17 protein-coding genes and 1 pseudogene are annotated in these 21,081 nt (G+C 36.0%); 1 reads left to right on the forward strand and 17 read right to left on the reverse strand.

The genetic code is table 11. The annotated features are described in order from the left end of the window. Positions 1-223 precede the first annotated feature (223 nt). The 8 genes and pseudogenes from EL079_RS04120 to ccpA form a co-directional block, all read right to left on the reverse strand. Positions 224-581, reverse strand: a pseudogene (locus EL079_RS04120) (YbaN family protein). Between the two features lie 8 nt (positions 582-589). Then, entirely contained in the window at positions 590-1,393 is an 804-nt protein-coding gene (locus EL079_RS04125; protein WP_003032665.1) for an MBL fold metallo-hydrolase, read from the reverse strand. Position 1,394: 1 nt separating this feature from the next. Further along, positions 1,395-2,747, reverse strand: a complete 1,353-nt coding sequence (vicK, locus tag EL079_RS04130; protein ID WP_003032751.1) for a cell wall metabolism sensor histidine kinase VicK — start codon at positions 2,745-2,747, stop codon at positions 1,395-1,397. Further along, complete coding sequence (gene yycF, locus EL079_RS04135; protein ID WP_003025150.1) at positions 2,740-3,441, reverse strand: response regulator YycF; 702 nt, start codon at positions 3,439-3,441, stop codon at positions 2,740-2,742. The genes vicK and yycF overlap by 8 nt, the downstream gene beginning before the upstream one ends. Before the next feature lie 293 nt (positions 3,442-3,734). After that, the gene (locus EL079_RS04140) at positions 3,735-4,076 is read right to left on the reverse strand and encodes a hypothetical protein (protein WP_003032667.1); all 342 of its coding nucleotides are present in this window, start codon (positions 4,074-4,076) and stop codon (positions 3,735-3,737) included. Between the two features lie 26 nt (positions 4,077-4,102). Beyond that, on the reverse strand, positions 4,103-5,416 hold the full coding sequence (locus EL079_RS04145) for a glycosyltransferase family 4 protein (RefSeq protein WP_003032712.1): 1,314 nt from the start codon (positions 5,414-5,416) through the stop codon (positions 4,103-4,105). A 1-nt stretch (position 5,417) separates the two neighbouring features. Further along, positions 5,418-6,416, reverse strand: a complete 999-nt coding sequence (locus EL079_RS04150; RefSeq protein WP_022524413.1) for a glycosyltransferase family 4 protein — start codon at positions 6,414-6,416, stop codon at positions 5,418-5,420. 179 nt (positions 6,417-6,595) lie between these two features. Then, positions 6,596-7,600: a catabolite control protein A gene (ccpA, locus tag EL079_RS04155; RefSeq protein WP_003032767.1), complete on the reverse strand. Its 1,005-nt coding sequence runs from the start codon at positions 7,598-7,600 to the stop codon at positions 6,596-6,598. A 263-nt stretch (positions 7,601-7,863) separates the two neighbouring features. Between ccpA and EL079_RS04160 the strand changes: the two genes are divergently transcribed. After that, positions 7,864-8,946: a M24 family metallopeptidase gene (locus EL079_RS04160; protein ID WP_003032737.1), complete on the forward strand. Its 1,083-nt coding sequence runs from the start codon at positions 7,864-7,866 to the stop codon at positions 8,944-8,946. A 369-nt stretch (positions 8,947-9,315) separates the two neighbouring features. Here EL079_RS04160 and EL079_RS04165 read toward each other — a convergent pair whose 3' ends face one another. The 9 genes from EL079_RS04165 to EL079_RS04205 form a co-directional block, all read right to left on the reverse strand. Next, positions 9,316-11,775, reverse strand: a complete 2,460-nt coding sequence (locus EL079_RS04165) for an LTA synthase family protein (protein WP_018543453.1) — start codon at positions 11,773-11,775, stop codon at positions 9,316-9,318. A 7-nt stretch (positions 11,776-11,782) separates the two neighbouring features. Beyond that, positions 11,783-13,546, reverse strand: coding sequence for a rhamnan synthesis F family protein (locus tag EL079_RS04170; protein ID WP_003032759.1), 1,764 nt, complete (start codon positions 13,544-13,546; stop codon positions 11,783-11,785). Then, positions 13,543-14,940 (reverse strand): glycosyltransferase family 2 protein, encoded by a 1,398-nt coding sequence (locus EL079_RS04175; protein ID WP_003032741.1) that lies wholly within the window; start codon positions 14,938-14,940, stop codon positions 13,543-13,545. The genes EL079_RS04170 and EL079_RS04175 overlap by 4 nt, the downstream gene beginning before the upstream one ends. A 17-nt stretch (positions 14,941-14,957) precedes the next feature. Then, on the reverse strand, positions 14,958-16,172 hold the full coding sequence (locus tag EL079_RS04180; protein ID WP_018543452.1) for an ABC transporter ATP-binding protein: 1,215 nt from the start codon (positions 16,170-16,172) through the stop codon (positions 14,958-14,960). Beyond that, a complete protein-coding gene (locus tag EL079_RS04185) occupies positions 16,172-16,975 on the reverse strand; it encodes an ABC transporter permease (RefSeq protein WP_003032679.1) in 804 nt (267 codons plus the stop codon). Before EL079_RS04185 ends, EL079_RS04180 begins: the two co-directional genes overlap by 1 nt. Before the next feature lie 2 nt (positions 16,976-16,977). After that, positions 16,978-17,913, reverse strand: coding sequence for a glycosyltransferase family 2 protein (locus EL079_RS04190; RefSeq protein ID WP_003032717.1), 936 nt, complete (start codon positions 17,911-17,913; stop codon positions 16,978-16,980). Further along, complete coding sequence (gene cps2T, locus EL079_RS04195) at positions 17,910-19,058, reverse strand: beta 1-4 rhamnosyltransferase Cps2T (protein WP_018543451.1); 1,149 nt, start codon at positions 19,056-19,058, stop codon at positions 17,910-17,912. The genes EL079_RS04190 and cps2T overlap by 4 nt, the downstream gene beginning before the upstream one ends. 102 nt (positions 19,059-19,160) lie before the next feature. Continuing rightward, complete coding sequence (gene rfbD / locus EL079_RS04200) at positions 19,161-20,012, reverse strand: dTDP-4-dehydrorhamnose reductase (RefSeq protein WP_003032745.1); 852 nt, start codon at positions 20,010-20,012, stop codon at positions 19,161-19,163. A 72-nt stretch (positions 20,013-20,084) separates the two neighbouring features. Beyond that, entirely contained in the window at positions 20,085-21,011 is a 927-nt protein-coding gene (locus EL079_RS04205; RefSeq protein WP_003032753.1) for a glycosyltransferase family 2 protein, read from the reverse strand. Positions 21,012-21,081 lie beyond the last annotated feature (70 nt).

Below are 21,081 nucleotides of genomic sequence, written 5' to 3' on the forward strand. Positions count from 1 at the left end.
CAGCAACAAAGAATACAGCAAGGTTGACAAAAGCTTCGCTTTCCTTCTCTGCCACCTCTCACAGTCACCCAGACTGTGACTGTGAAATCCGACGAAGTTTGAAGAGATCTTCGCAGAATATAAAATGAAAACAAATTCTCTACTATTATATCAAAAAAATCCTTGATACTCCAACGATACCAAGAATTTGATAGGAAAAGTTCACCAGAGATGAAATGAATTTTCATTCTTTATCTGGAATGACTTTGAATAAATAATACGTCATAAAAAGAGTTAAGGCAGCTAAAGCAAACTTCACCTAGATAAGAGGTGCAAAGAAGATAGAAATTCCCATTAGAATATAAATGGAAATAAGAATTTTTCTTTTACGCTCCCGAGCAATAGCACCTGTTTCGCAAAAGCCCGCCACATAGATTTGATACAACTTAGTATGGTATAGCCATTTTTCAAATCGTTTGGAAGAGCGTGAAAAGCATGCAATCGCCAACAGCAAAAAGGGGGGGCGGTAATAGCGGTAAAGCAACTCCCAAAAGGGCTAATCCTACTGAAATAAAACCAATCATTAAGTAAAAAATTCGCATTCTTTCTCCTAAATATTTGTTAAAGGTGTCGCCGTATCCGGCGATGTATCACAAATATGAAAATCATGCTCAACCGCCAAATCAGCCTGTGCTAATTGATTGATCATTGTGATATGAGCCAATTCTTTGGTATTGTTTTCTTTGCTAAGATGACCTAGATAGATTTTCTTAGTGCGATAACCCAACGTACGAATCATGGTTTCTGCCCCGTCATCATTCGACAAATGTCCTTGGTCAGATAAAATCCGTTGCTTCAGACTCCAAGGATAAGCTCCGCTACGAAGGATTTCAATATCATGGTTAGACTCAATCAAATACCCGTCCGCATTTTCAATAATCCCTGCCATACGATCGCTAACATAGCCAGTATCCGTCAGTAGAACAAAACTCTTATCATCCTTCATCAATCGGTAAAATTGCGGCGCAACCGCATCATGACTAACACCAAAACTTTCAATGTCAATATCGCCAAATGTCTTGGTTTTTCCCATTTCAAAAATATGCTTCTGACTGACATCAATCTTCCCAAGCGCTACTTCCATAGCATTCCATGTTTCTTGGTTCGCATAGATGTCTAAATGATATTTCCGTGCCAAAACGCCCACACCGTGGATATGATCCTTATGCTCGTGCGTCACCAAAATAGCATCCAAATCCTCTGGCTTGCGGTCAATCTCACTCAATAAGCTGGTAATTTTCTTCCCAGACAAGCCCGCATCAATCAACAACCTCTTCTTTGGAGTTTCTAAATAAAAACAGTTACCGGTAGAACCCGATGCCAAAATACTATACTTAAATCCTTTCTCGCTCATGCTATCCTTCTAATTCATCTTCTTCCCAATCATCATCTTTGACAGCTTCTTTGTCATATGGCAGAACGATTGTAAACGTCGAGCCTTTGCCGTACTCGCTCTTTGCCCAGATAAATCCGTTATGCTGCTTGATAATCTCTTTGGCAATGGCTAAGCCCAGTCCGGATCCACCTTGTGCGCGACTTCTTGCTTTGTCTACACGATAAAATCTATCAAAAATTTTCGGCAAATCTTTTTTAGGAATTCCTAAGCCTTCATCTGAAATCGACAAAATCATTTGGGTATCCGTCGTTTTCATACTGACCGTAATTTTACCACCGTCAGGAGAATATTTAATGGCATTGTTGATAATATTATCAATCACCTGTGTCATCTTATCTGTATCAATTTCGACCCAAATAGAGTTAATCGGATAATCTCGGATAATTTCGTACTTTTTATCATCATTCTGGCTTCTGATTTTATCAAAACGGTTCAAAATAAAGGTGATAAAAGCTGTAAAATTCGTCAATTCAATATCCAAATGACTGGTTGCATTGTCAATACGTGACAAACTCAGCAAGTCCGAAACCATGCGCATCATCCGATTGGTCTCGTCTAATGAAACCTTGATGAAATCCGGTGCGACTGGTTCTGATAAGGCACCTTCATCTAGTGCTTCCAGATAAGACTTGACACTGGTCAAGGGAGTACGTAATTCGTGACTGACATTCGAAACAAACAGTCTTCGCTCACGCTCCTCTTTTTCCTGCTCCGTTGTATCGTGCAGCACCGCAACCAGCCCTGAAATAAAGCCAGATTCTCGACGAATCAAGGCAAATCGGACACGTAAACTTAAAAACTCTCCATTTTCATCCTGCGAATCAATGGTCAACTCTGGAACTTTCGTAATCAAGTCTCGTAAGTCATATTCGTCTTCGATATCTAGCAGTTTTAAGATATTCATCTTTCGTGCTTCGGATTCTTTGACCCCCAACTGCTTGGTCGCCATATCATTGATCATGATAATCTGCCCACGACGATTGGTCGCAAGAACACCGTCCGTCATATAGGATAAAATACTCGACAGGCGCTTAGTTTCTTGCTCTAAATTTTCATGCGTTAGACGGATTACCTCAGATAAATCATTGATACTATTGGTAATATCCGTAATTTCTGGACCACCTTGTACATCTAAAATTTCTGAGTAATTGCCTGCAATTAAATCTTTTACTTTTTGATTCAATTGGCGAATACGAATATTGTCTCGCCTATTTTCCAAGGAAAGCAAGGTAATCACCAAGATGAACCCTAAAATAAGTAAAACAAATACAAAGTCTTTTGATACAATAAATTGTCTAATATTATCAATCATTGTTTCTCATGTAATATCCAACGCCGCGCCGCGTTAAAATGTACTCTGGTCGGCTAGGAATATCCTCTATCTTTTCTCTCAAACGACGAATTGTCACATCAACAGTCCGCACATCTCCAAAATAATCATAACCCCACACCGTTTCTAGCAGATGTTCACGCGTCATCACTTGTCCGATATGCGTTGCCAAATGGTGCAGCAATTCAAACTCACGGTGTGTTAAATCCAATTCTTCGCCATGCTTTTTCACGACAAAAGCATCGGTCAAAATCTGCAAATCTCCAATCACAATTTCTGTCGGAGCAGCTTCTGCTTCTTGATTTTCAATTGTCAAATCTGTGCGACGCAAAATAGCTTTGACACGCGCCTGCAACTCACGATTAGAGAAAGGCTTTGTCATATAGTCATCTGCACCAATCTCAAGACCAATAACTTTGTCAAACTCACTGTCTTTGGCAGAAAGAACGATGATTGGCACATTGCTCGTTTTCCGAATCGTTCGCGCCACCTCTAAGCCGTCCATTTCAGGCAACATTAAGTCCAAAATCAAAATATCTGGACGTTCTGCTTCAAACATTTCTAACGCTTCGCGACCGTCGAAGGCAGTCACTACTTCATAACCTTCTTTTACCATGTTAAACTTTATAATATCTGAGATTGGTTTCTCATCATCTACAACTAATATTTTTTTCATTCTATTCACCTTTTTCTATCTTTTTATTATACCAAAATTTCCTTAAAATTTACTAATTTAACCTATAAAACATCATTTCTTTACTTTACAACTTTAGAACAAATATGTTCAAAATATAACACATTCTCTTCGTGAAGATAGGCTTTTGAATATCAAAAAAGGTCAAGACAAAAATCTTAGACCATCCATTAAATTTTTAGTTGAAAATTACAAGACACACTTGAATTGTCTTCACTTTCCACTGTTACTGTAGTAACTTTCTAAAGAAGCAAATGCTCTGAACTGCTTGATGTTTATTTACTTGTCTTTCTCCAGCGAAATATCCCATAACCTAACAGCGTCCCCAACAATAAACAGATAAAATAGGCTACATGATACAGTAAAATCCATTCACCAAAGATCATAATCGTCACAAAGAACATAAGCGTTGCCAAAAGCAAAAAATGGTAAGAAAAACCATATAGCCCAGCATAGACAGTTGCCACAAGGAATGTTGCCAGCGGTGAATATATCAAAACATTATTCACCACCAATCCCTTTCGTAACAATTCGTCCATCGGTATCACGTAAACAATTCCATAAAATAACAAATAGAAAAAGAGTAGTACGGCTAAAAAAGGAATATCGCGTTTCATTTTCCCACCTCGCTAGTTTTGGAATTTTATTCCAGGTATTTCTGTATATTTTTGATTTGTCGTTTAGATGCTTTAAACATTCGCGCTGATCCATTTACAGGAAGGGCAATCGCTTTTTTGGGTAGATAAATGACAGATTTCGCTAATCGCTTACTAACAGACTCCTCCGGATATAAATCATTGTTGAAATCTTTTGAAATGGTTAAATCCAAATAAAATTCATAGACACGACGTCCAAAGTTTTCAGCAGAGATTTCGTATAATTTTGTAGCAAGACTCTTTTCATCCAAGTCTGGTGTTGCAATAACAGCTTCTAAAATGGCTCCCGCCAAATCACGTTCTTCATAATAAAGCGTTCCAAACATTTTATCATTGATAACATTGTCTAGATAAGGATTCCCATGCGCAATAATCGGAGTGCCACTAGCTAGGCTTTCTAAATACGTCAAGCCCTGCGTCTCACTCGTTGAAGCGGAAATAAAGAAATCCGCTGCTTTATAATACAAGGCTGTCTCACTGGGTGCAATCATTCCTGTGAAAATCACTGCATCCGTAATATTCAACCGTTTGGCTTGCGCTTTTAAGTCAGACAAATAGGGTCCATCTCCTGCCACCACCAATTTCACATCTGGATTTTCTTCCAAAACAGCCGGTAGAGCAGCTAAAACTGCCTGAATATTTTTTTCATACGAAACACGTGACAAACTAAGCAACATAGTTTCTTGATTTGAAATGCCTAATTTTTCCCGTAAATCAGCAATATTCTCACTAGTAATTTCTGGACGTTCAAATTTAGCCAACTCAATTCCAGTCGGAATAACACGTTTTTCTACTTTTACTTTGTATTTCATGAGCAAGTCATAAACAATCTCGCTCGGACAAATCACACCGTCTAAATCACTCATAAAACCGCGAACGATGTATTTGACCATGCTAGGACGAATGACCATGCCTTTAGCAATATAACGTACATAATCTTCATACTGTGTATGATAGGTATGAACAACTGGAATCCGCAGTTCTTTCGCAATCCAAACACCCAACAGACCCAAAGAAAATTCAGTCTGGGTGTGGATAATATCCAATTGATATTGGCGAGCAATCTCTAAAGCCGTTGAAAAACCGCGATAAGCAATTCGCCGATCTTTAAAGGCAAAAAACGGCACGCTGGGAATTCGAATAATCTGCCAATCCTCATAACGATTGACATCCTTATCTGTCGTTGTAAAAATAAAAACAGTATGTCCAAGCTTTTCTAATTCTGTTTTTAAAGTGCGAATACTAGTTGCCACCCCTGAAACCTGAGGGAAATACGTATCCGTAAAAAGACCAATTCGCATGCTACATCTCCAATACTTCTTGATAAGCATCCACAAGTTTATAAGCCACATCATCAATTGAACGACTCTGCGCCACCTTATAGCCAGCTTCTCGCTTATCTACTTTACCATCCAAAATCTTTTGGATAGAGTCTACAAATTCATCTACATTATGCCCCAATTCAGCTGATTGCTCATCAATCCAGCCCTCATATACAGGAATATCCCGTAAAACGACATGTTGATGACTAGCCAACGCCTCTAGCACTACAATCCCTTCTGTCTCCTCATAACTTGGGAAAAAGAAAAGACTGCTACCACTCATAGCTCCCTCAAAAACGGCACCTTTAAAATAACCCGGGAATTCAACATTTTTAGGATGATCAAAAAGTACAAGATTTCTGATTTTCCGAGGAATGATCCACTTGTTAATACTACCCAGCCAAATAAAGCGAACATCTGGCATTCTGCGTGCTACCTCTACAAAGTCTTCTATTCCCTTGCGTCTGAAATAAAGTCCCGCACAGACAACCACCTTATCTCCTTCTTGGATATGAAAATGTTTTCTAAACACTTCTTCTTTATGTGGATCTTTTTGATATTTATGAAGGTCAATCCCATTAGAAACCGCCACAATTGGTGTTGTCACGCCATAGCCCTGAATCAACTTTTTGGAATACTCAGACGGTGTAATGATAAAATCCGCCATTTGGTACATGTGAGCTAAATATTTTCCAAAGGTTGCCGCAAAAAAGTTTGACCCGATAAAGGAATTGCGAAAATCTTCTTTAGTCGAATGCCCATGCATAATCACTTTTTTCCCTTGTTTTTTTGCTTTGTGCAAAAGTCGCAAACTTCTAGGCCCATAAGTATTGATATGAACCACATCATAATCTCCTGAAGGATCGGTCGTGTAGGGAATCCCAGCCAAATCTAGGGCTTTCATCTGATGTTGCAAAGCTCGTCCAATGCCTGATTTTTCCAAAACCGCTTTACCTTCTAAATACAGTAATACTTTCATGTCTTCTATTATACCCAAAAGATAGAAAAAATAAAACCACAAAGGTATAGAGCCTTTTGAAAACAAAAAAGTCCGAGACACTAGTATCTCAGACATAAACTACTCTCATAATAAACGAGTAGCAAAATGATTGGACAACAAACTTAAAATTGAAAATTTCAAGTTCTGTCTAACTCTACTTACTTTCTTGTTGAACGGCGCTCAATAAGACCATGAGCTAATACTACTTCGCGTTCTTCCAGCTCTTCCTTGTGCATAATCTTAGTCAGCATGCGCATACTAATTGCACCAAGGTCATACAAAGGTTGACCAATAGTTGTCAAATTTGGACGAGTGAAGCGTGCTACCTGCGAATCATCGCTAGTGATGATTTCAAAATCTTCTGGTACATTTACACCCTTGTCTGATAAACCATTTAACAGCCCAGCCGCCAGCTCATCACCAGTCACAAAAGCTGCTGTAGCTTTAGAAGCAATGACCCGTTCTGCTAATTGATAACCATCATCATAGCTATATTTTGACTCAAAAACCAATCCTTCACTATAAGTAAGTTTAGCTTTCTTCAAAGCTTCTTTGTAGCCTGCTAAACGAATCTTACCATTGATATCATCCACCAAAGGTCCGCTTACAAAAGCAATTTTTTGATTATTTTTCGTAAGGCGTTCAACTGCATCTATAGTTGCTTGTTTGTAATCAATATTCACACTTGGCAATTGATGCTCGACATCAACTGTACCTGCAAGCACAACTGGCGTCCGCGAACGAGAAAACTCGGAGCGAATCTTTTCTGTCAAATGATAGCCCATAAAAATGATACCATCTACTTGTTTTGAGAACAGAGTATTGACAACAGAAACTTCCTTGTTATCATCTTCATCACTATTTGCTAAAACAATATTGTATTTATACATCTCTGCAATGTCGTCAATCCCTTTTGCAAGCGTTGCAAAATAACTGCTTGTGATATTTGGAATGACAACTCCAACAGTCGTCGTCTTTTTGCTAGCAAGACCACGCGCTACCGCATTTGGTCGGTAATCCAAGCGGTCAATCACTTCCAAGACTTTTTTTCTTGTATTTTCCTTTACATTTTTATTTCCATTTACCACACGGCTAACGGTTGCCATTGAAACTCCCGCTTCACGCGCGACATCATAAATGGTTACTGTATCGTCTGTGTTCATGCTTCTTCCTTTCTATATTGAAAATATCGTTTTCACATTCCTACCAAACTCATTTTATCACTTATTGGAAACACTTTCAAGCATTTTGATAACTTTTTGAAAAATCTTGTTTTTTAGGCAAATTTTTAGCAATTTTACCAATGATTTTACAAGAAAAATGTACCCAATCTGTAAAATTTCTGAAGTGAAAAAAAGTTCTTACTGTCCTCTTGATTTTTACCTATTTTTTTGCAAAAATAGAGGGGTAGAAAGAAGGTACTAGAATGACCAAAATAAATCAAATTATTTCTTATCTGGAAACAGAAAAAGCAGATGTTGCCGTAGTTTCTGATCCTGTCACGATTAATTATTTAACAGGATTTTATAGCGACCCTCATGAACGTCAGATGTTTCTTTTTATTTTCACAAATCATGAACCACTACTCTTTGTTCCTGCTCTTGAAGTAGAACGTGCTAGTGCGATTGTTGATTTTAAGGTTGTGGGCTATATTGACTCTGAAAATCCTTGGGAAAAAATCAAAGCAGCCTTGCCAGCGGACAGCGCCCGCAAAATTGCTGTTGAATTTGATAACTTGATTTTGACAAAATACAATGGATTGCGTACTGTTTTTGAACAAGCTGAATTTACAAACTTAACACCTTGTATCAATCGTATGCGTCTCATCAAATCATCCGATGAAATTAAGAAAATGTTTGTTGCTGGAGAATATGCAGATAAGGCTGTTAAGATTGGTTTTGATACTATTTCTCTCGATAAAACAGAAACAGATATTATTGCTCAAATTGACTTTGGTATCAAACAACTCGGCTATGAGATGAGCTTTGAGACTATGGTTTTGACAGGTGATAATGCTGCTAATCCGCATGGCATTCCGGGTGCAAACAAAGTCGAAAACAATGCCCTGCTTCTATTTGACCTTGGCTGTATGGTCAATGGTTATGCCAGCGATATGACACGGACAGTTGCTGTTGGAAAACCAGATCAGTTTAAAAAAGACATTTACAATCTAACGCTTGAAGCTCAACGGGCAGCTCTTGACTTCATCAAGCCCGGAGTAACAGCTCATGAAGTAGACCGCGCAGCACGCGAAGTCATCGAAAAAGCCGGTTATGGTGATTATTTCAATCATCGTCTGGGACATGGTATCGGTATGAGCGTACATGAATTTCCATCTATCATGGAAGGAAACGATATGGTTATCGAAGAAGGTATGTGCTTCTCTGTTGAGCCTGGAATTTATATTCCAGGAAAAGTTGGCGTTCGTATCGAAGACTGCGGTCATGTCACCAAAAATGGCTTTGAAGTCTTTACAAGTACAAGCAAAGATTTACTCTATTTTGATTAAAATACTGAAAAAGAAGCTAAAATAGTTGATTTAAGGACTGAAGCCTGTATTGGTTTTGGTTCTTTTTATTTTGAACTCTAACTTTGTTGTAATCATCGAATTAACTAATTAACTCGTTTAGTAATTAAATCTGTTTTTAAATCTATAAAGCATCTTAACTTTTAACATACCAAAGAAAATTTTATTGTTCTTGATGCCAATTTCTTTTCATGTCATAAAAAAATGAAGAATTCTTTTCGACAAAAAGTAATGACAGAATCAATTTTACATATTGTTATATTCTATTCATAACTCATTTCATAAGAAAAAACTCCATAGTTGAATTTTTAGCAAACTATAGAGATTTGTAGAGCTACTTATTACAGCTTTTTATTCACTATGTACTTTAAAAAAATCTTTTGACAAATAGCCTTTACCTGCCACCATATCATACTGAATCAACTTCAGGTCTTCTGCAATTTGCTGCCCTTCTGCATCCAAATCTTTTTTATCAACACTTGCCTTATGCAAAACTTCTGTTAATAAAGCATAATAAGGTGATACTTTTGAATTGGTTTGTTCTAACAATAGAGCTGTGAAGTCACTTGAATTTACAATCGGATAGTCCAATTTAGGTGTTTCATAATTACTCCACACAAAATAGTCTGTTAAATATTGACTCTCTGGATTATTTTTGAAAGCTGACTGTGGATAAAGCCCTGGTAAATGATCTCCATAAAAAACAACTGTAATTTTTTTATTTATTTTTGAAAGTTGATCAAGAAAATCCTTTGTGGCTACATCTGTGTGGTATAATAAACGAGTATAGTTAGTTAATTGATCGTTTACATCACTAGAGAAACTATCGTTGCTTGCCTTTAATTCACTCGGTTCTTGTTCAGCCCATGGCGAATGATTTTGCATTGAAATAACAGAAAAGAATTGGCCGTTATCATTCATATTATCTAAAACAAATTGATAAGTTGAGGCATCACTAGGATGATAACCTTCATTTTCATATTTAATGTTTTTGGTATCTTGTGTAATAAAATATTTAAAACCTAATTTTTCATAAATAACATTACGTGCATAATTTGTTGAGCTTTCTAAATGGATAGCAATTTTATTACTTTTATTATATTGATCACTAATCGAAGGAAATTTATTCATTTTTGGAACAACTTCAGTATAGATTACAGATACACTTTGAGAGAGATTATAAAAAGGCAAACCTGTTAAGGTCTGAAACTCCATATTTGCTGTTCCACCACCATAGCCATCCGATTTCATGAGACCACTAGTTACGTTATTTTTAATTCCTTCAGTATTTGGAATCGGATTTTCACTAACAGATACACCATCTATGCGCCTAGGGTCGGCAAAACTTTCACTTAAAACATAAATTACTGTTTGCTTTTCAATAACCTCACTACGAGATTGATTCATGATATTAGTCAAAGACTTGTATTTTTTTTCAATACTTTTAATTTTTTCTTGATTATATCCTTTGGGATATTGCATATTTTGGGTTGTAAGCTGATTAAGCCAAACAAAACTTAGAGATTTAAAATGAGCATGAGTCGTATTTCCCATCCATGTAATATCTTGATTATTATTAATTTTAGATAAAATTGGAATACCATTTACAATTTTATTATCTTTTTTATTTGAGAATATTAAATGAACAAACAAGCATGCTAAAATAATCATAGTCAATGATGTTATTTGATATCTTTTTGATGAAAAAATATTTTGTTTAAAAAGAAATTTTCTCAAGCCAATATAAAGACTTGCTCCTACTAATAATACAATTACAAGATATTTTATGTTATTTGTGCTAACAAAAGATAAAAGCACTTTAGGCGATAACAACCAAGCTAAATCACTCGGTAAAATTGGTTCGCTTCGCATACTAAATTTCAAAAAATTAGCATAAGTAAAAATTGAAAGTATAGTAACTAATAATATGCTAGCTAGTAAAAATCTATTGAGTACAAAATAAATAAATAAAGATAGTAATGCTATTGTTATAATTTGAAAACTAGTCGAACCCGGCAACGTATAAAGTCCCCAATAATCACCAACACCCAATCCCATACTCATTTGTATAAGTACATTAAAAAACAAGCCAAAGAAAATACTAACCACAATTGATGAATAAACTGTCCCTCTATTGTTTACAATATCTTCAATACCACGAATACTCAAATATATGATAAAAAGAACAAAAACCATAGCTAACGATGTTTCAAAAAAATAAGAAACCGTTCCAAACTGATTAAAGATTCCATCATTTGAAATAACCCAAGTTATTTTACTATCATTAATACAAAATAAAAGGAAAAATTGAGAAAGGAAAAAATTCTCATAGAGTGAATTAGTAGAAAATAAAAATGTAAGTTTATCAACATCAATTATTTTCTTGCCTCTCTTCCCTGGACTTATCATCCTATAAATAAATGTACTTAAAATAGAAATACTTAAAATTAAAAGAACTGGAAGCAAAGCTTTATATTGCAGTAAATGATTTTTGTTAAAGCTCCAAATATTAAAGTTTGGATTATTAATATTCATTGATATGGTAACAAGATAAGAGAATATACAATAGATAATATGAATAAGTACTAATTTGAAATAAAATTTTTTACGAAATTTACAAAAGAATACACAAAGACCCAATATCAAAATGGAAAAATAGTATAAACTTTCAAGTAATATTCCAGAAAAAAATTCTACTTTTCGAGTAATTAAACTTCCTTGATCACTTCTTATCAAACTATAATTTTCTAAAATATAAAAAAGAAAAAATATAACTGCCAAATAGATATAATCAATTTTAATTTTTTTCATAGCACTCTCAATTCTTTTTATTTAGAATTCTTTTAATAATATATTTAATCGCTCTGGCTGGTCCAATAAAGATATATTTGAAGGCTCCTTTTATGCCACCCATGTATGTAAAATCCACATAAGTGTGTGGTACGCTATCGCCACGTTCATTGTATAATTTATTATCGACAAAAGGTGTTATTTCAATTTTATTTTTAGAAATTCTAAAATCATAATGTTCATTCCATGCAACATAAACTATTAATCTTTCGATAGCATGTAAAATTGAATTTTGAGGTAATGGTTCAATAGGAACATCTTTATCTGTCAAATCTAAATCAAATAATGGTTTCAATGCATCATACTTAAACCAAATAAAAGTTCCATAACTCATAACAAAAGTATGAAAAGTATTAAAATCAATTGGCTTAGTCATCTTCATTTTGTACCATAAATCATTCATTTCAGGAGCGATTAAGTGTTCATTCCATGCGTCTACAATTTTATTATACCTGAAAAAGGTTGGAATATCTGAAATAACAAGGCCTAGCTTATCATTTTCAAAATTAGCAAGGATATTATCAGCAGGTTTGATTAACATATCAATTAATTCGTTACGCCAAGATTCGCCTGCCCAGAAATCAGCTTCCTTAGATTTCTTTGTATGAAAATGTCCAATATAATCATAAGTTGACAGATATTTTTTCAATTTCAACATTGGTAAAACATCACGACCAATGTTACCTGTCACAAAAATATGAGCATTTTTATGATTCTGATTTAAAATTGCTTCAATTTCTAATTTCTTAGTATCATTATCAGTCGTAATGAATAAATCATAAGCAAAATGGAAGTTTTCAAATGCTTTTAGGAAATCTTCTAACAAATCAACATAAAAGACATGCAGATGCACTCCAATTTTCTTGTTTGACAAAGAAGTAGGGGCCGTTGTCTGAATATATTTGCGTGCTAAAAGGTACTTAAAATCAGGGAAATTAATTTCAGACATATGTGAAACAATCAAATCCACTGGATAATCTGACTTTTTAGCAATTTCTTCCAAGAGATAGGGGGCTATGTGCTGATTATTATCAATCGCTTTAACCTTTATGAAAGGAACCTTGTGATTTAAAATAGCCGTTGGATTATAGTAAGAAAAGTCAGGATGAAGCATGCCTGTTGTATCTTCATTAACTGTATCAAAGACCGTCTGGTAGCGGAAACCAGCAGCCAAAAAGGTCGTTGTTACCTTGGTTTCATAATCATTGATAACTTCTTGGACATCTGTATGATTTTTCACATTTTCCCAAAAATTTCTAAAAACCGAAGATGCAATAACTGGTTTTTTAAAAGTGATAAAGTAACTTTGGATATGCTCAGGAAAGCCCTGCGTCTGACGAGATTTTTTTGTCCTACGATTATTGGTCAAGCCCCAGAAATCAACTTGGTCGTTGGCTTCATAATTGAGATAATAATCTTTGATATCCCAAAGAGGACCAAAACAAGTATCATTCATGATAGTAACAACATCATAGGTTGTAATATCATCAAAGCCGACATGAGTCATGCCATCACGCCAAGCTGCAAAATCAAAACCGACATTTTCACGTTGAATAAAATTATCTATCAAATGCAAATCAACTAAATTCTGATAATCACGCTCGCTAACTTGGCTATTTGAGATAAAAACAACCTTTGAAAACAGTGGTTGCATTTGTTTCAGTTGATAATAAACATGCGAACTCACACGATTATATTTATTAAAATGCACGTATAAAAGCAGACGCTTCATTTTCTTCTCCTAAAAAAGTTGATAATTTTTGTTGGAATCATCCAACGACGTGAATGGGTAACCGAATCGTAGCGAACAACCATTTCTTCCAGAGCTCGCTTGTAGTGCAGACGCTCTTGGTTAACTATTTCAAACTGAATTTTATAAGAACTAAGTTCTTTTAGTTCTTGTGATACTTTAAAAAGATCATTAGCCAGAAGTTTTGCCACAAAGTCATTTGAAGTAATATTATCTACATTAAACATTGAATAGTTTAATGTAAAATCTTTCTTTCTAATTTTCGAAATATCATAAATCAATTGTGGATCAGGTTGATTGAAAAAGACATAGTCACCAACTAACTTGCCATTAGTTAAACTTGGAAGGATTTCTGTTTGATAATCATTAGCAACCAAGGAAACACGTTTATAAAAGCTTTCAATTTCAGAAAGGTCAATTCGCAACCGCACTGTATCTTCTGGCAAATCAAATGAAAAACTATCCTGATACTTCATAGGGATTTCCAGCACTCGCTCTTGGCTAAACTCTTCATCATCACCTGAAAAATAAATCGTCACATACTGCTTATCAACCTGTGATACCAGATTACTTTTCTGAGACAGAGCAATTTCAAAACGATTATCTTGTTTAAGTAATAGCTCAAGCGCACGCTGGTAGTCGCAAGGATATTTTTCTAAATATTCCAACTGTGTTTGTAATAAACGCTCAAAACGCCGTTGAAGCTTGGCATCATCCTGAGTACGTGAATCCGACTCTGGATCCATTCGATAGACCGTAGTCGAATCTGGCAAAAAACTCAATGTCGTTCGTCGAAATAATTCTAGTTGGATGTTAAAAGTATCGTCCGCAGTGTTAACATCAATGAGGTCATTAACTTCTCGCATCAGATCAGTGTCAACCAGCCAAGTTGAAGCCATGGTCATTCCCTTCAAGACAAGCATCTCTTCGTAAGAAGTCAATAGTGGAATAACTTGGTTTTTAAAGACATCTGCCTGTGTTGTTCTACCAAAGGAATCCACTATATCAAACTCTGTATTAGACCATTTAGAATTTGGTGTAGTTTCCAACAAGTCAACCTGTTTTTGTAACTTCTCATCGTCTATCCAGTAATCATCCCCATCACAACGGGCAATATACTGACCGCGAGCTTCCTTACAAATAGCAACCCAAGTTTTGGCAATCCCTTGATTTTCAGAATTGAAAAAAGTACGAATTTTATCAGGATAGCGCTGTCCATAATTGCGGATAATATCAACTGACTCATCTGTAGAACAATCGTCAACCAGAATAATTTCAAATTCAAAATTGGTTTTTTGGCGCAAAAAACTATCAATAGCATCTGCTATCCACTTTCCCTTATTGTAATTTGTACAAATAACAGATACTTTTGGCATGCTTATATCCTCAACTTTTAATCATTAAAGATCCAATTTCCATTTCGCTGAATTAAACCACTAGCAGAATCCAAGGCAGATTTGTCATCTGGCGCAATATCATCACGGTTAATCCAAATAATCGGTGTCTGTATACTATCAGCAAAACCAAGCATTTGTCCTGCTTTATCACGCACAGTAACCTCTAATTTCATTTTCAAATCGTTAACATTTGGCAACAAACACTCATAAGTTACCTGCTTGTGCCCTGCTCCAGATGTTGGAAAATTCATTGAATTATCATTATAAATCCAAATATTGCGGTCAATGTCAGTTAAAGACAGAGCAATGTAGGTTTGAACGTCTTCAAGAACATCATAAGAAACGGTGAAAGATACTTTCTCTTTTGGTGTCATACGAGTTGGAGAGTGAAGCTCAACATTAACATTTTCAACTTGAACCGCCTTTTCTTCCATCTTATCATCAGTTTCAGAGTCTTCAATGACTTGTTCAGTATTGTCGTAACTGTATTGATTGGCAACATTAAAGGGTTCCCCGTAGGCTTTAACTAAACCGTCTTCAATAAGCACCGCACGGTTACAATACTTCTTAACTGCACCCATATCATGAGTGACCAGAATGGTCGTCTTGCCTGATTTTTTACGTTCCATGAAGTAATCATTACACTTGCGTTGGAAAGCTTCATCACCTACTGCCAATACCTCATCCAAAATCAGGACATCACCTTGTGCCTTGATAGCAACAGAAAAAGCTAAGCGGACCTGCATACCGCTGGAGTAGTTTTTTAATTTTTGGTTCATGAATTCTTCGAGTTCTGCAAATTCAACAATACCGTCATACATATTATCAATTTCATTAGTACTAAAACCAAGAAGTGCACCATTCATATAAACATTTTCACGTCCAGTTAATTCTGGGTTAAAGCCGACACCAAGTTCAATAAAGGAAACCATTTTCCCGTTTACCGTGACTTTGCCCTTTTCAGGAACATAAATCTGAGAAATAATTTTCAAAAGTGTTGATTTCCCAGAACCGTTACGACCAACAATCCCAAAGAAGTCACCTTCTTCAACTTCAAAGTTGATATCTTTTAAAACATGCTGCTCTTTATACCCCTTAATGCCCCTGAAGCGATTCACTAAGGTTGTACGAAGACTATTGGTTGCTTCTGTAGGTAGTTTAAAATATTTGCTAACATGATCAACTTTTACTGCAATTTTTTTATCTGACATTATAAAATCTCCGCAAATTTTTTAGCATTTTTATTAAATATCAAAAAGCCAACTATAAAGATAAGAAATGGCAATAAATATGGAATAGCTACAATAAACTTATTATTTATCATTTGCCAAATAGGAGTATTTGCCTTATCAATCAGAAAATAGCGCATATCCTGAATAATTTGAGCTAATGGATTCATCATGACAAGCTTTGCAGCCGTAGGATTTTTATCTGCAATAAAACTAATTGGATAAATAATGGGGGTTGCATATAATCCAGCTTGTAACATGACTTCCCAAATTTGAGATAAATCACGAAAACGAACAAAAAGAGTCGCTAAGATAAAGGCTAAACCACTTGCAATGAGAAATAATTCTACAAATAACGGAAGAAGCCATAAAGCAGAAATGGTAAAGCGAACCCCGTTAGCAAGCGCAAAAATCAAAACAACTATAAGGTTAATTGAAAAATTGATGGCTGCCCCTGCTACTGCTGAAATGACAACAATATGTTTAGAAAAGTTCAGCTTACGAAGTAAATCTCCACGGGTAACAATTGAAACCATGCCCATTGAAGTCGCTTCTGAAAAAAAAGACCAGATAACATTAGCTAAAAGAAGAGCTACTGCAAAATGAGGTACATTCCCACCTAAACGAAGAAATCTAATAAAAACAAAATACATAATTGTAAACATTAGAAGGGGCTTTAAAATTGACCAAAGATAGCCAATCAAGCTCCCTTGATACCGTAATTTAAAATCTGTTTTAATCATCTCGCGTAAGAGAATCATATTTTTTCGACTAAATAAGTCCATCATTACTCCTTATAAGCAAATTTTGTAAGAATGAGTGTTGTAAAGACAAAAGTGTGGAAGGCACGATTCTTTCGATAACCATATTTTTGAAGACGACGCAAGCGTTCCATAAACGGGACTTCCATGATTGTCACAAAATTTTCAATCAGTTCTTTATTTTGAGTAGCCAAAGGCAAAGCTAATAAATTCCTTGCTTGTTCTTGGCTATCTTGAATCAATTTCCAATATTTTGCGAAGAGAATATGCGGGCGAATCCAATTCTGCATTCTTTTTCTGAGGGTTCTTGCACCTAAAACATTATTGGAATGTTGCCGATATAATTCACTTGGTTGGTCTATATAGACTAAATGACCAAAAGCTGCTGCCAACAAAGCCAAATACCAGTCATGCATGAGAAGATCATGAGCTTCTTGGCCTGTCCATAAGTCAGCCAGAGCTTGGTTAATCATCGAAACGCCGCCTGTAACAGTATTTTCTGTTAATTCTTGGAGCAGTTCCGTGTTTGCATGGTCAGACTGTGTACGAATCATACTTTCATGTACGACATTTAACTCTTGATCTACAACTTTTAAATCCGTATACACCAGTAAAGGCTGACTGTCATCATGCTTAATCGCTTCTTTTAGCTGCATTTCTACTTTCTCAGGTAGCCAGACATCATCTTGATCGCTAAAAAAGTAAATATCTGACTCTTGATATTTCAAAAGATAAAAGAAACTTTTGATAACACCAAGATTTTCAACGCTATCAGGATTCACAAAATGAATGCGATTATCTTTTTGACAAAAATCTTGAATAATCTCACGCGTCCTGTCTTTAGAACCATCATCTCGGATTAACAGCTGCCAGTCTGTATGGGTCTGCTGCCGAATACTTTCAATTTGTTCTGCTAAAAACCGTTCACCATTGTAGGTGGACATGAGAATAGTCACTTTCATGATAAAAATAATCCCTCGTATTCACCCACAATTTTTTCCCAAGTGTAGTGTTCTTTCATGTTTTCTTTCGCAGCTTGACCTAGGTCTGAAAAGTCGGACTGTTTATCTACCTGATGAAGGAGATCAACTAGGCTGCCTTCTTTCTTATCCCAATAGAGGGCTGTCTCTCTCGCCACCTGTTTGTTGAAGTCAACACCCAAGACCAAATTCAAATCTGTCTGAGCTAGTGCCTCTAGCAGTCCAGGATTGGTGCCGCCGACCTCATGACCATGGATATAAGCAAACGCTTGATTGCGAATATACTTCAATAAATCTTGATCATAAACAGTACCGACAAACTTAATCCGCTCATCTTGGTCAAAATTTGTTTTTTGTCGTAGTTCTTCAAAATAAGCATTACCTTGATGATTGCAGACAATCAGCAAGTCTCGCTGCGTCTGTGACTTCATAAACTCGTGAATGATGATTTCATAGTTATTTTCTGGAACAAAACGCCCAACAATCAAATAATAATCTTTTTCCTTACTTGCCCACGTGTCAAAAAAGTGTCGAACTTTTTCATCCTGAGCAGTTAAAGATGACAAGCGCAAATCGGTCCCATAGGCAATAAAGGTGGTTTTAGCCCACGGATAAGCTTTCTGGATATAGCTTTCAATTCCTTGATTGTCCGAAATCACCAAATCTGCATGCTTAGCCATCACTTTCTCAGAATATTTGAGGTACTTTTGAACGGGCTTAGACCACTTAGCACGTTTCCACTCAAGTCCATCAGGATTGATATAAAAGATACCACCAGCATGGTGAATTTTTCGAGCAAAAGGTGCGATAAAAGCGCCGATTGTATTTCCTAGAATATAGAAAATCGGTTGAGCAATTTTGTGATTGTTCACTAACTTCAAAGAATAGTTAATTGCCATCATATCATAAGCAATAACACGAGCTGGACCAAGTTTTGGTGCTTTAATCGTAAAACAATCTACGCCTTTGTAATCAAAATGATGATAGGCTTCATCATCTGATAAACAAGCTACATGGTATTGGATTTGAGGAGATATACGGTTCTCCACTAATTTCTCAACAAAGGTTTCAAACCCACCATATTTAGCAGGAAGGCCACGACTTCCGATGATGAATACATGTTTCATGATTTCCCTCAATTCAAGATTTTGCAATCTAATCTATTATATCACTTTATAAATCGTTTGTGTAACATAAAATAGAAAAGCAACCTTTCGGCTGCTTCTACCTTATTTCTTTCCTTGTTTATAAAATTCCTTGAGGGCATCTTGCCAAGTTGGAATGACAAAGCCGGTTTCCTTAGCTTTAGCTAGGCTCATGGTAGAATTGAGTGGTCGCTTCGCTTTCGCTGGAAACTTACTAGAGTCTACTGGCAAAACTTCGACATCTGTATCTTTTAAGATTTCCACTGCAAAATCATACCAAGTCGTATCTTCTGTAGCATCATTTGACAAATGATAATAGCCAAATTCCTTTTGATTTTCTGCTAAGTACGTCATAAATTCAGCCAACGTACGCGTCCAAGTTGGACGACCATGCTGATCATTAACAACTGTTAGGGTTTTATGTGTTTTGGCTAAATTCTGCATGGTAAAAACGAAGTTCTTTCCATAATTTCCAAAGACCCAAGCGGTGCGAATAATATAGAAACGACTAGAATATTTCTCAACAAGTTCTTCTCCCATACGCTTCGTACGACCATATTCTGTCTGAGGGTTTGGTTGATCATCTACCTCCCACTCCTGACCAACTGGCTTATCTCCAGCAAAAACATAGTCAGTAGATATATAAACAAGTGTTGCACCATGCTTTTCTGCTGCTTTAGCAACATTCTCAGTTCCTGTAACATTGATTGCATAGTCCAATTCTTTTCCTTCATCTTCCGCCGCATCAACTGCTGTATAGGCAGCACAGTGATAGACTAGACTTGGCTTCACTTCGGAAAAGACCTTCTCAACCATTTCGGCATTGGTAATATCCATTTCTGCCACGTCAACTGCCACATACTCTTCGTTGCGTTCATCTAAAAGATAACGAAGTTCTGTCCCAAGCTGTCCGTTAGCTCCTGTAATTAAAATCATTTGAAATTCCTTTCTGAATAATAAACATTCAATAAATTCATTATATCAAAAAAAGCAGAAAAAATCTGCTTTCTACTCGCTCTTCTCTTTAATCACGTAAATTGGTCTTTTTTTGGTTTCCATGAAAATTTTCCCAATGTATTTACCAAGAATGCCAATTGTCAACAACTGAAAACCACCTAGAAAAAGAATAATCGACACCATAGAAGGCCAGCCAGATGTTGGATCGCCAAAAATCAACGTACGAACAATGACAATCATGATAAGGAAGAATGCCAATAAACAGGCAGCAACACCTCCCAAAAAAGCTATTGTCAAAGGGGCATCTGAAAAGTTGATAATCCCTTCTAAAGAATAATTCAATAATTGCCAGAAACTCCAACTGGTTTTTCCTGCAACTCGTTCTACATTCTTATATTCCAAATATTCCGTTCTAAATCCAACCCATGCAAATATTCCCTTGGAAAAACGATTGTACTCAGAAACTTCTAAAATGGCATCTACCATTTGTCGGCGCATGAGACGGAAATCCCGCGCACCGTTCACCATTTCAACTTGACTAATTTTATTGATCAATTTATAAAACATCTTAGCAAAAAAGCTACGAATTGGAGGTTCTCCATCACGCGTTGTCCGTCGTGTCCCCACACAATCCAAATCTGGATTCTTCTCCAGCATGGATTTCATTGTAAGTAAAAGTTCCGGAGGATCTTGCAAATCCGCATCCATGACAGTCACTAAATCACCAGTTGCATGTTTGAGACCCGCATACAGAGCTGCTTCTTTTCCAAAATTTCTCGAAAAAGAAAGATAACGAACACTATTATTTTTCTGATTGAGTTCTCGTAAAATAGCTAAGGTTCTATCTTTTGAGCCGTCATTGACAAAGATGTATTCAAAATGATCATTTAGCTGAAATTTAATTTTTTCCATTTCCGCATAAAACAACGGAAGCGACTCTTCCTCGTTAAAACAAGGAACGATGATTGAAATTGTCATTTTAGCCTCCTTATGTCGTTAAATATATTCTAACATAAAAATAAAAAGTTAGGAATAAAGCCTAACTTTA

It is taken from the genome of Streptococcus anginosus, from assembly GCF_900636475.1.
Taxonomy (GTDB): Bacteria; Bacillota; Bacilli; order Lactobacillales; family Streptococcaceae; genus Streptococcus; species Streptococcus anginosus.

Excerpts from the sequence above, each read along its gene's own strand:
- EL079_RS04165 (WP_018543453.1), bottom strand. The coding sequence starts at position 11,775 with ATGAAAAAAATTAAAATTGATTATATCTATTTGGCAGTTATATTTTTT.
- EL079_RS04160 (WP_003032737.1), top strand. The coding sequence starts at position 7,864 with ATGACCAAAATAAATCAAATTATTTCTTATCTGGAAACAGAAAAAGCA.
- EL079_RS04175 (WP_003032741.1), bottom strand. The coding sequence starts at position 14,940 with ATGCCAAAAGTATCTGTTATTTGTACAAATTACAATAAGGGAAAGTGG.
- cps2T (WP_018543451.1), bottom strand. The coding sequence starts at position 19,058 with ATGAAACATGTATTCATCATCGGAAGTCGTGGCCTTCCTGCTAAATAT.
- EL079_RS04180 (WP_018543452.1), bottom strand. The coding sequence starts at position 16,172 with ATGTCAGATAAAAAAATTGCAGTAAAAGTTGATCATGTTAGCAAATAT.
- EL079_RS04185 (WP_003032679.1), bottom strand. The coding sequence starts at position 16,975 with ATGGACTTATTTAGTCGAAAAAATATGATTCTCTTACGCGAGATGATT.
- EL079_RS04170 (WP_003032759.1), bottom strand. The coding sequence starts at position 13,546 with ATGAAGCGTCTGCTTTTATACGTGCATTTTAATAAATATAATCGTGTG.
- rfbD (WP_003032745.1), bottom strand. The coding sequence starts at position 20,012 with ATGATTTTAATTACAGGAGCTAACGGACAGCTTGGGACAGAACTTCGT.
- ccpA (WP_003032767.1), bottom strand. The coding sequence starts at position 7,600 with ATGAACACAGACGATACAGTAACCATTTATGATGTCGCGCGTGAAGCG.
- EL079_RS04190 (WP_003032717.1), bottom strand. The coding sequence starts at position 17,913 with ATGAAAGTGACTATTCTCATGTCCACCTACAATGGTGAACGGTTTTTA.
- EL079_RS04205 (WP_003032753.1), bottom strand. The coding sequence starts at position 21,011 with ATGACAATTTCAATCATCGTTCCTTGTTTTAACGAGGAAGAGTCGCTT.
- yycF (WP_003025150.1), bottom strand. The coding sequence starts at position 3,441 with ATGAAAAAAATATTAGTTGTAGATGATGAGAAACCAATCTCAGATATT.
- EL079_RS04145 (WP_003032712.1), bottom strand. The coding sequence starts at position 5,416 with ATGCGAATTGGTCTTTTTACGGATACGTATTTCCCTCAGGTTTCAGGG.
- vicK (WP_003032751.1), bottom strand. The coding sequence starts at position 2,747 with ATGATTGATAATATTAGACAATTTATTGTATCAAAAGACTTTGTATTT.
- EL079_RS04150 (WP_022524413.1), bottom strand. The coding sequence starts at position 6,416 with ATGAAAGTATTACTGTATTTAGAAGGTAAAGCGGTTTTGGAAAAATCA.
- EL079_RS04140 (WP_003032667.1), bottom strand. The coding sequence starts at position 4,076 with ATGAAACGCGATATTCCTTTTTTAGCCGTACTACTCTTTTTCTATTTG.
- EL079_RS04125 (WP_003032665.1), bottom strand. The coding sequence starts at position 1,393 with ATGAGCGAGAAAGGATTTAAGTATAGTATTTTGGCATCGGGTTCTACC.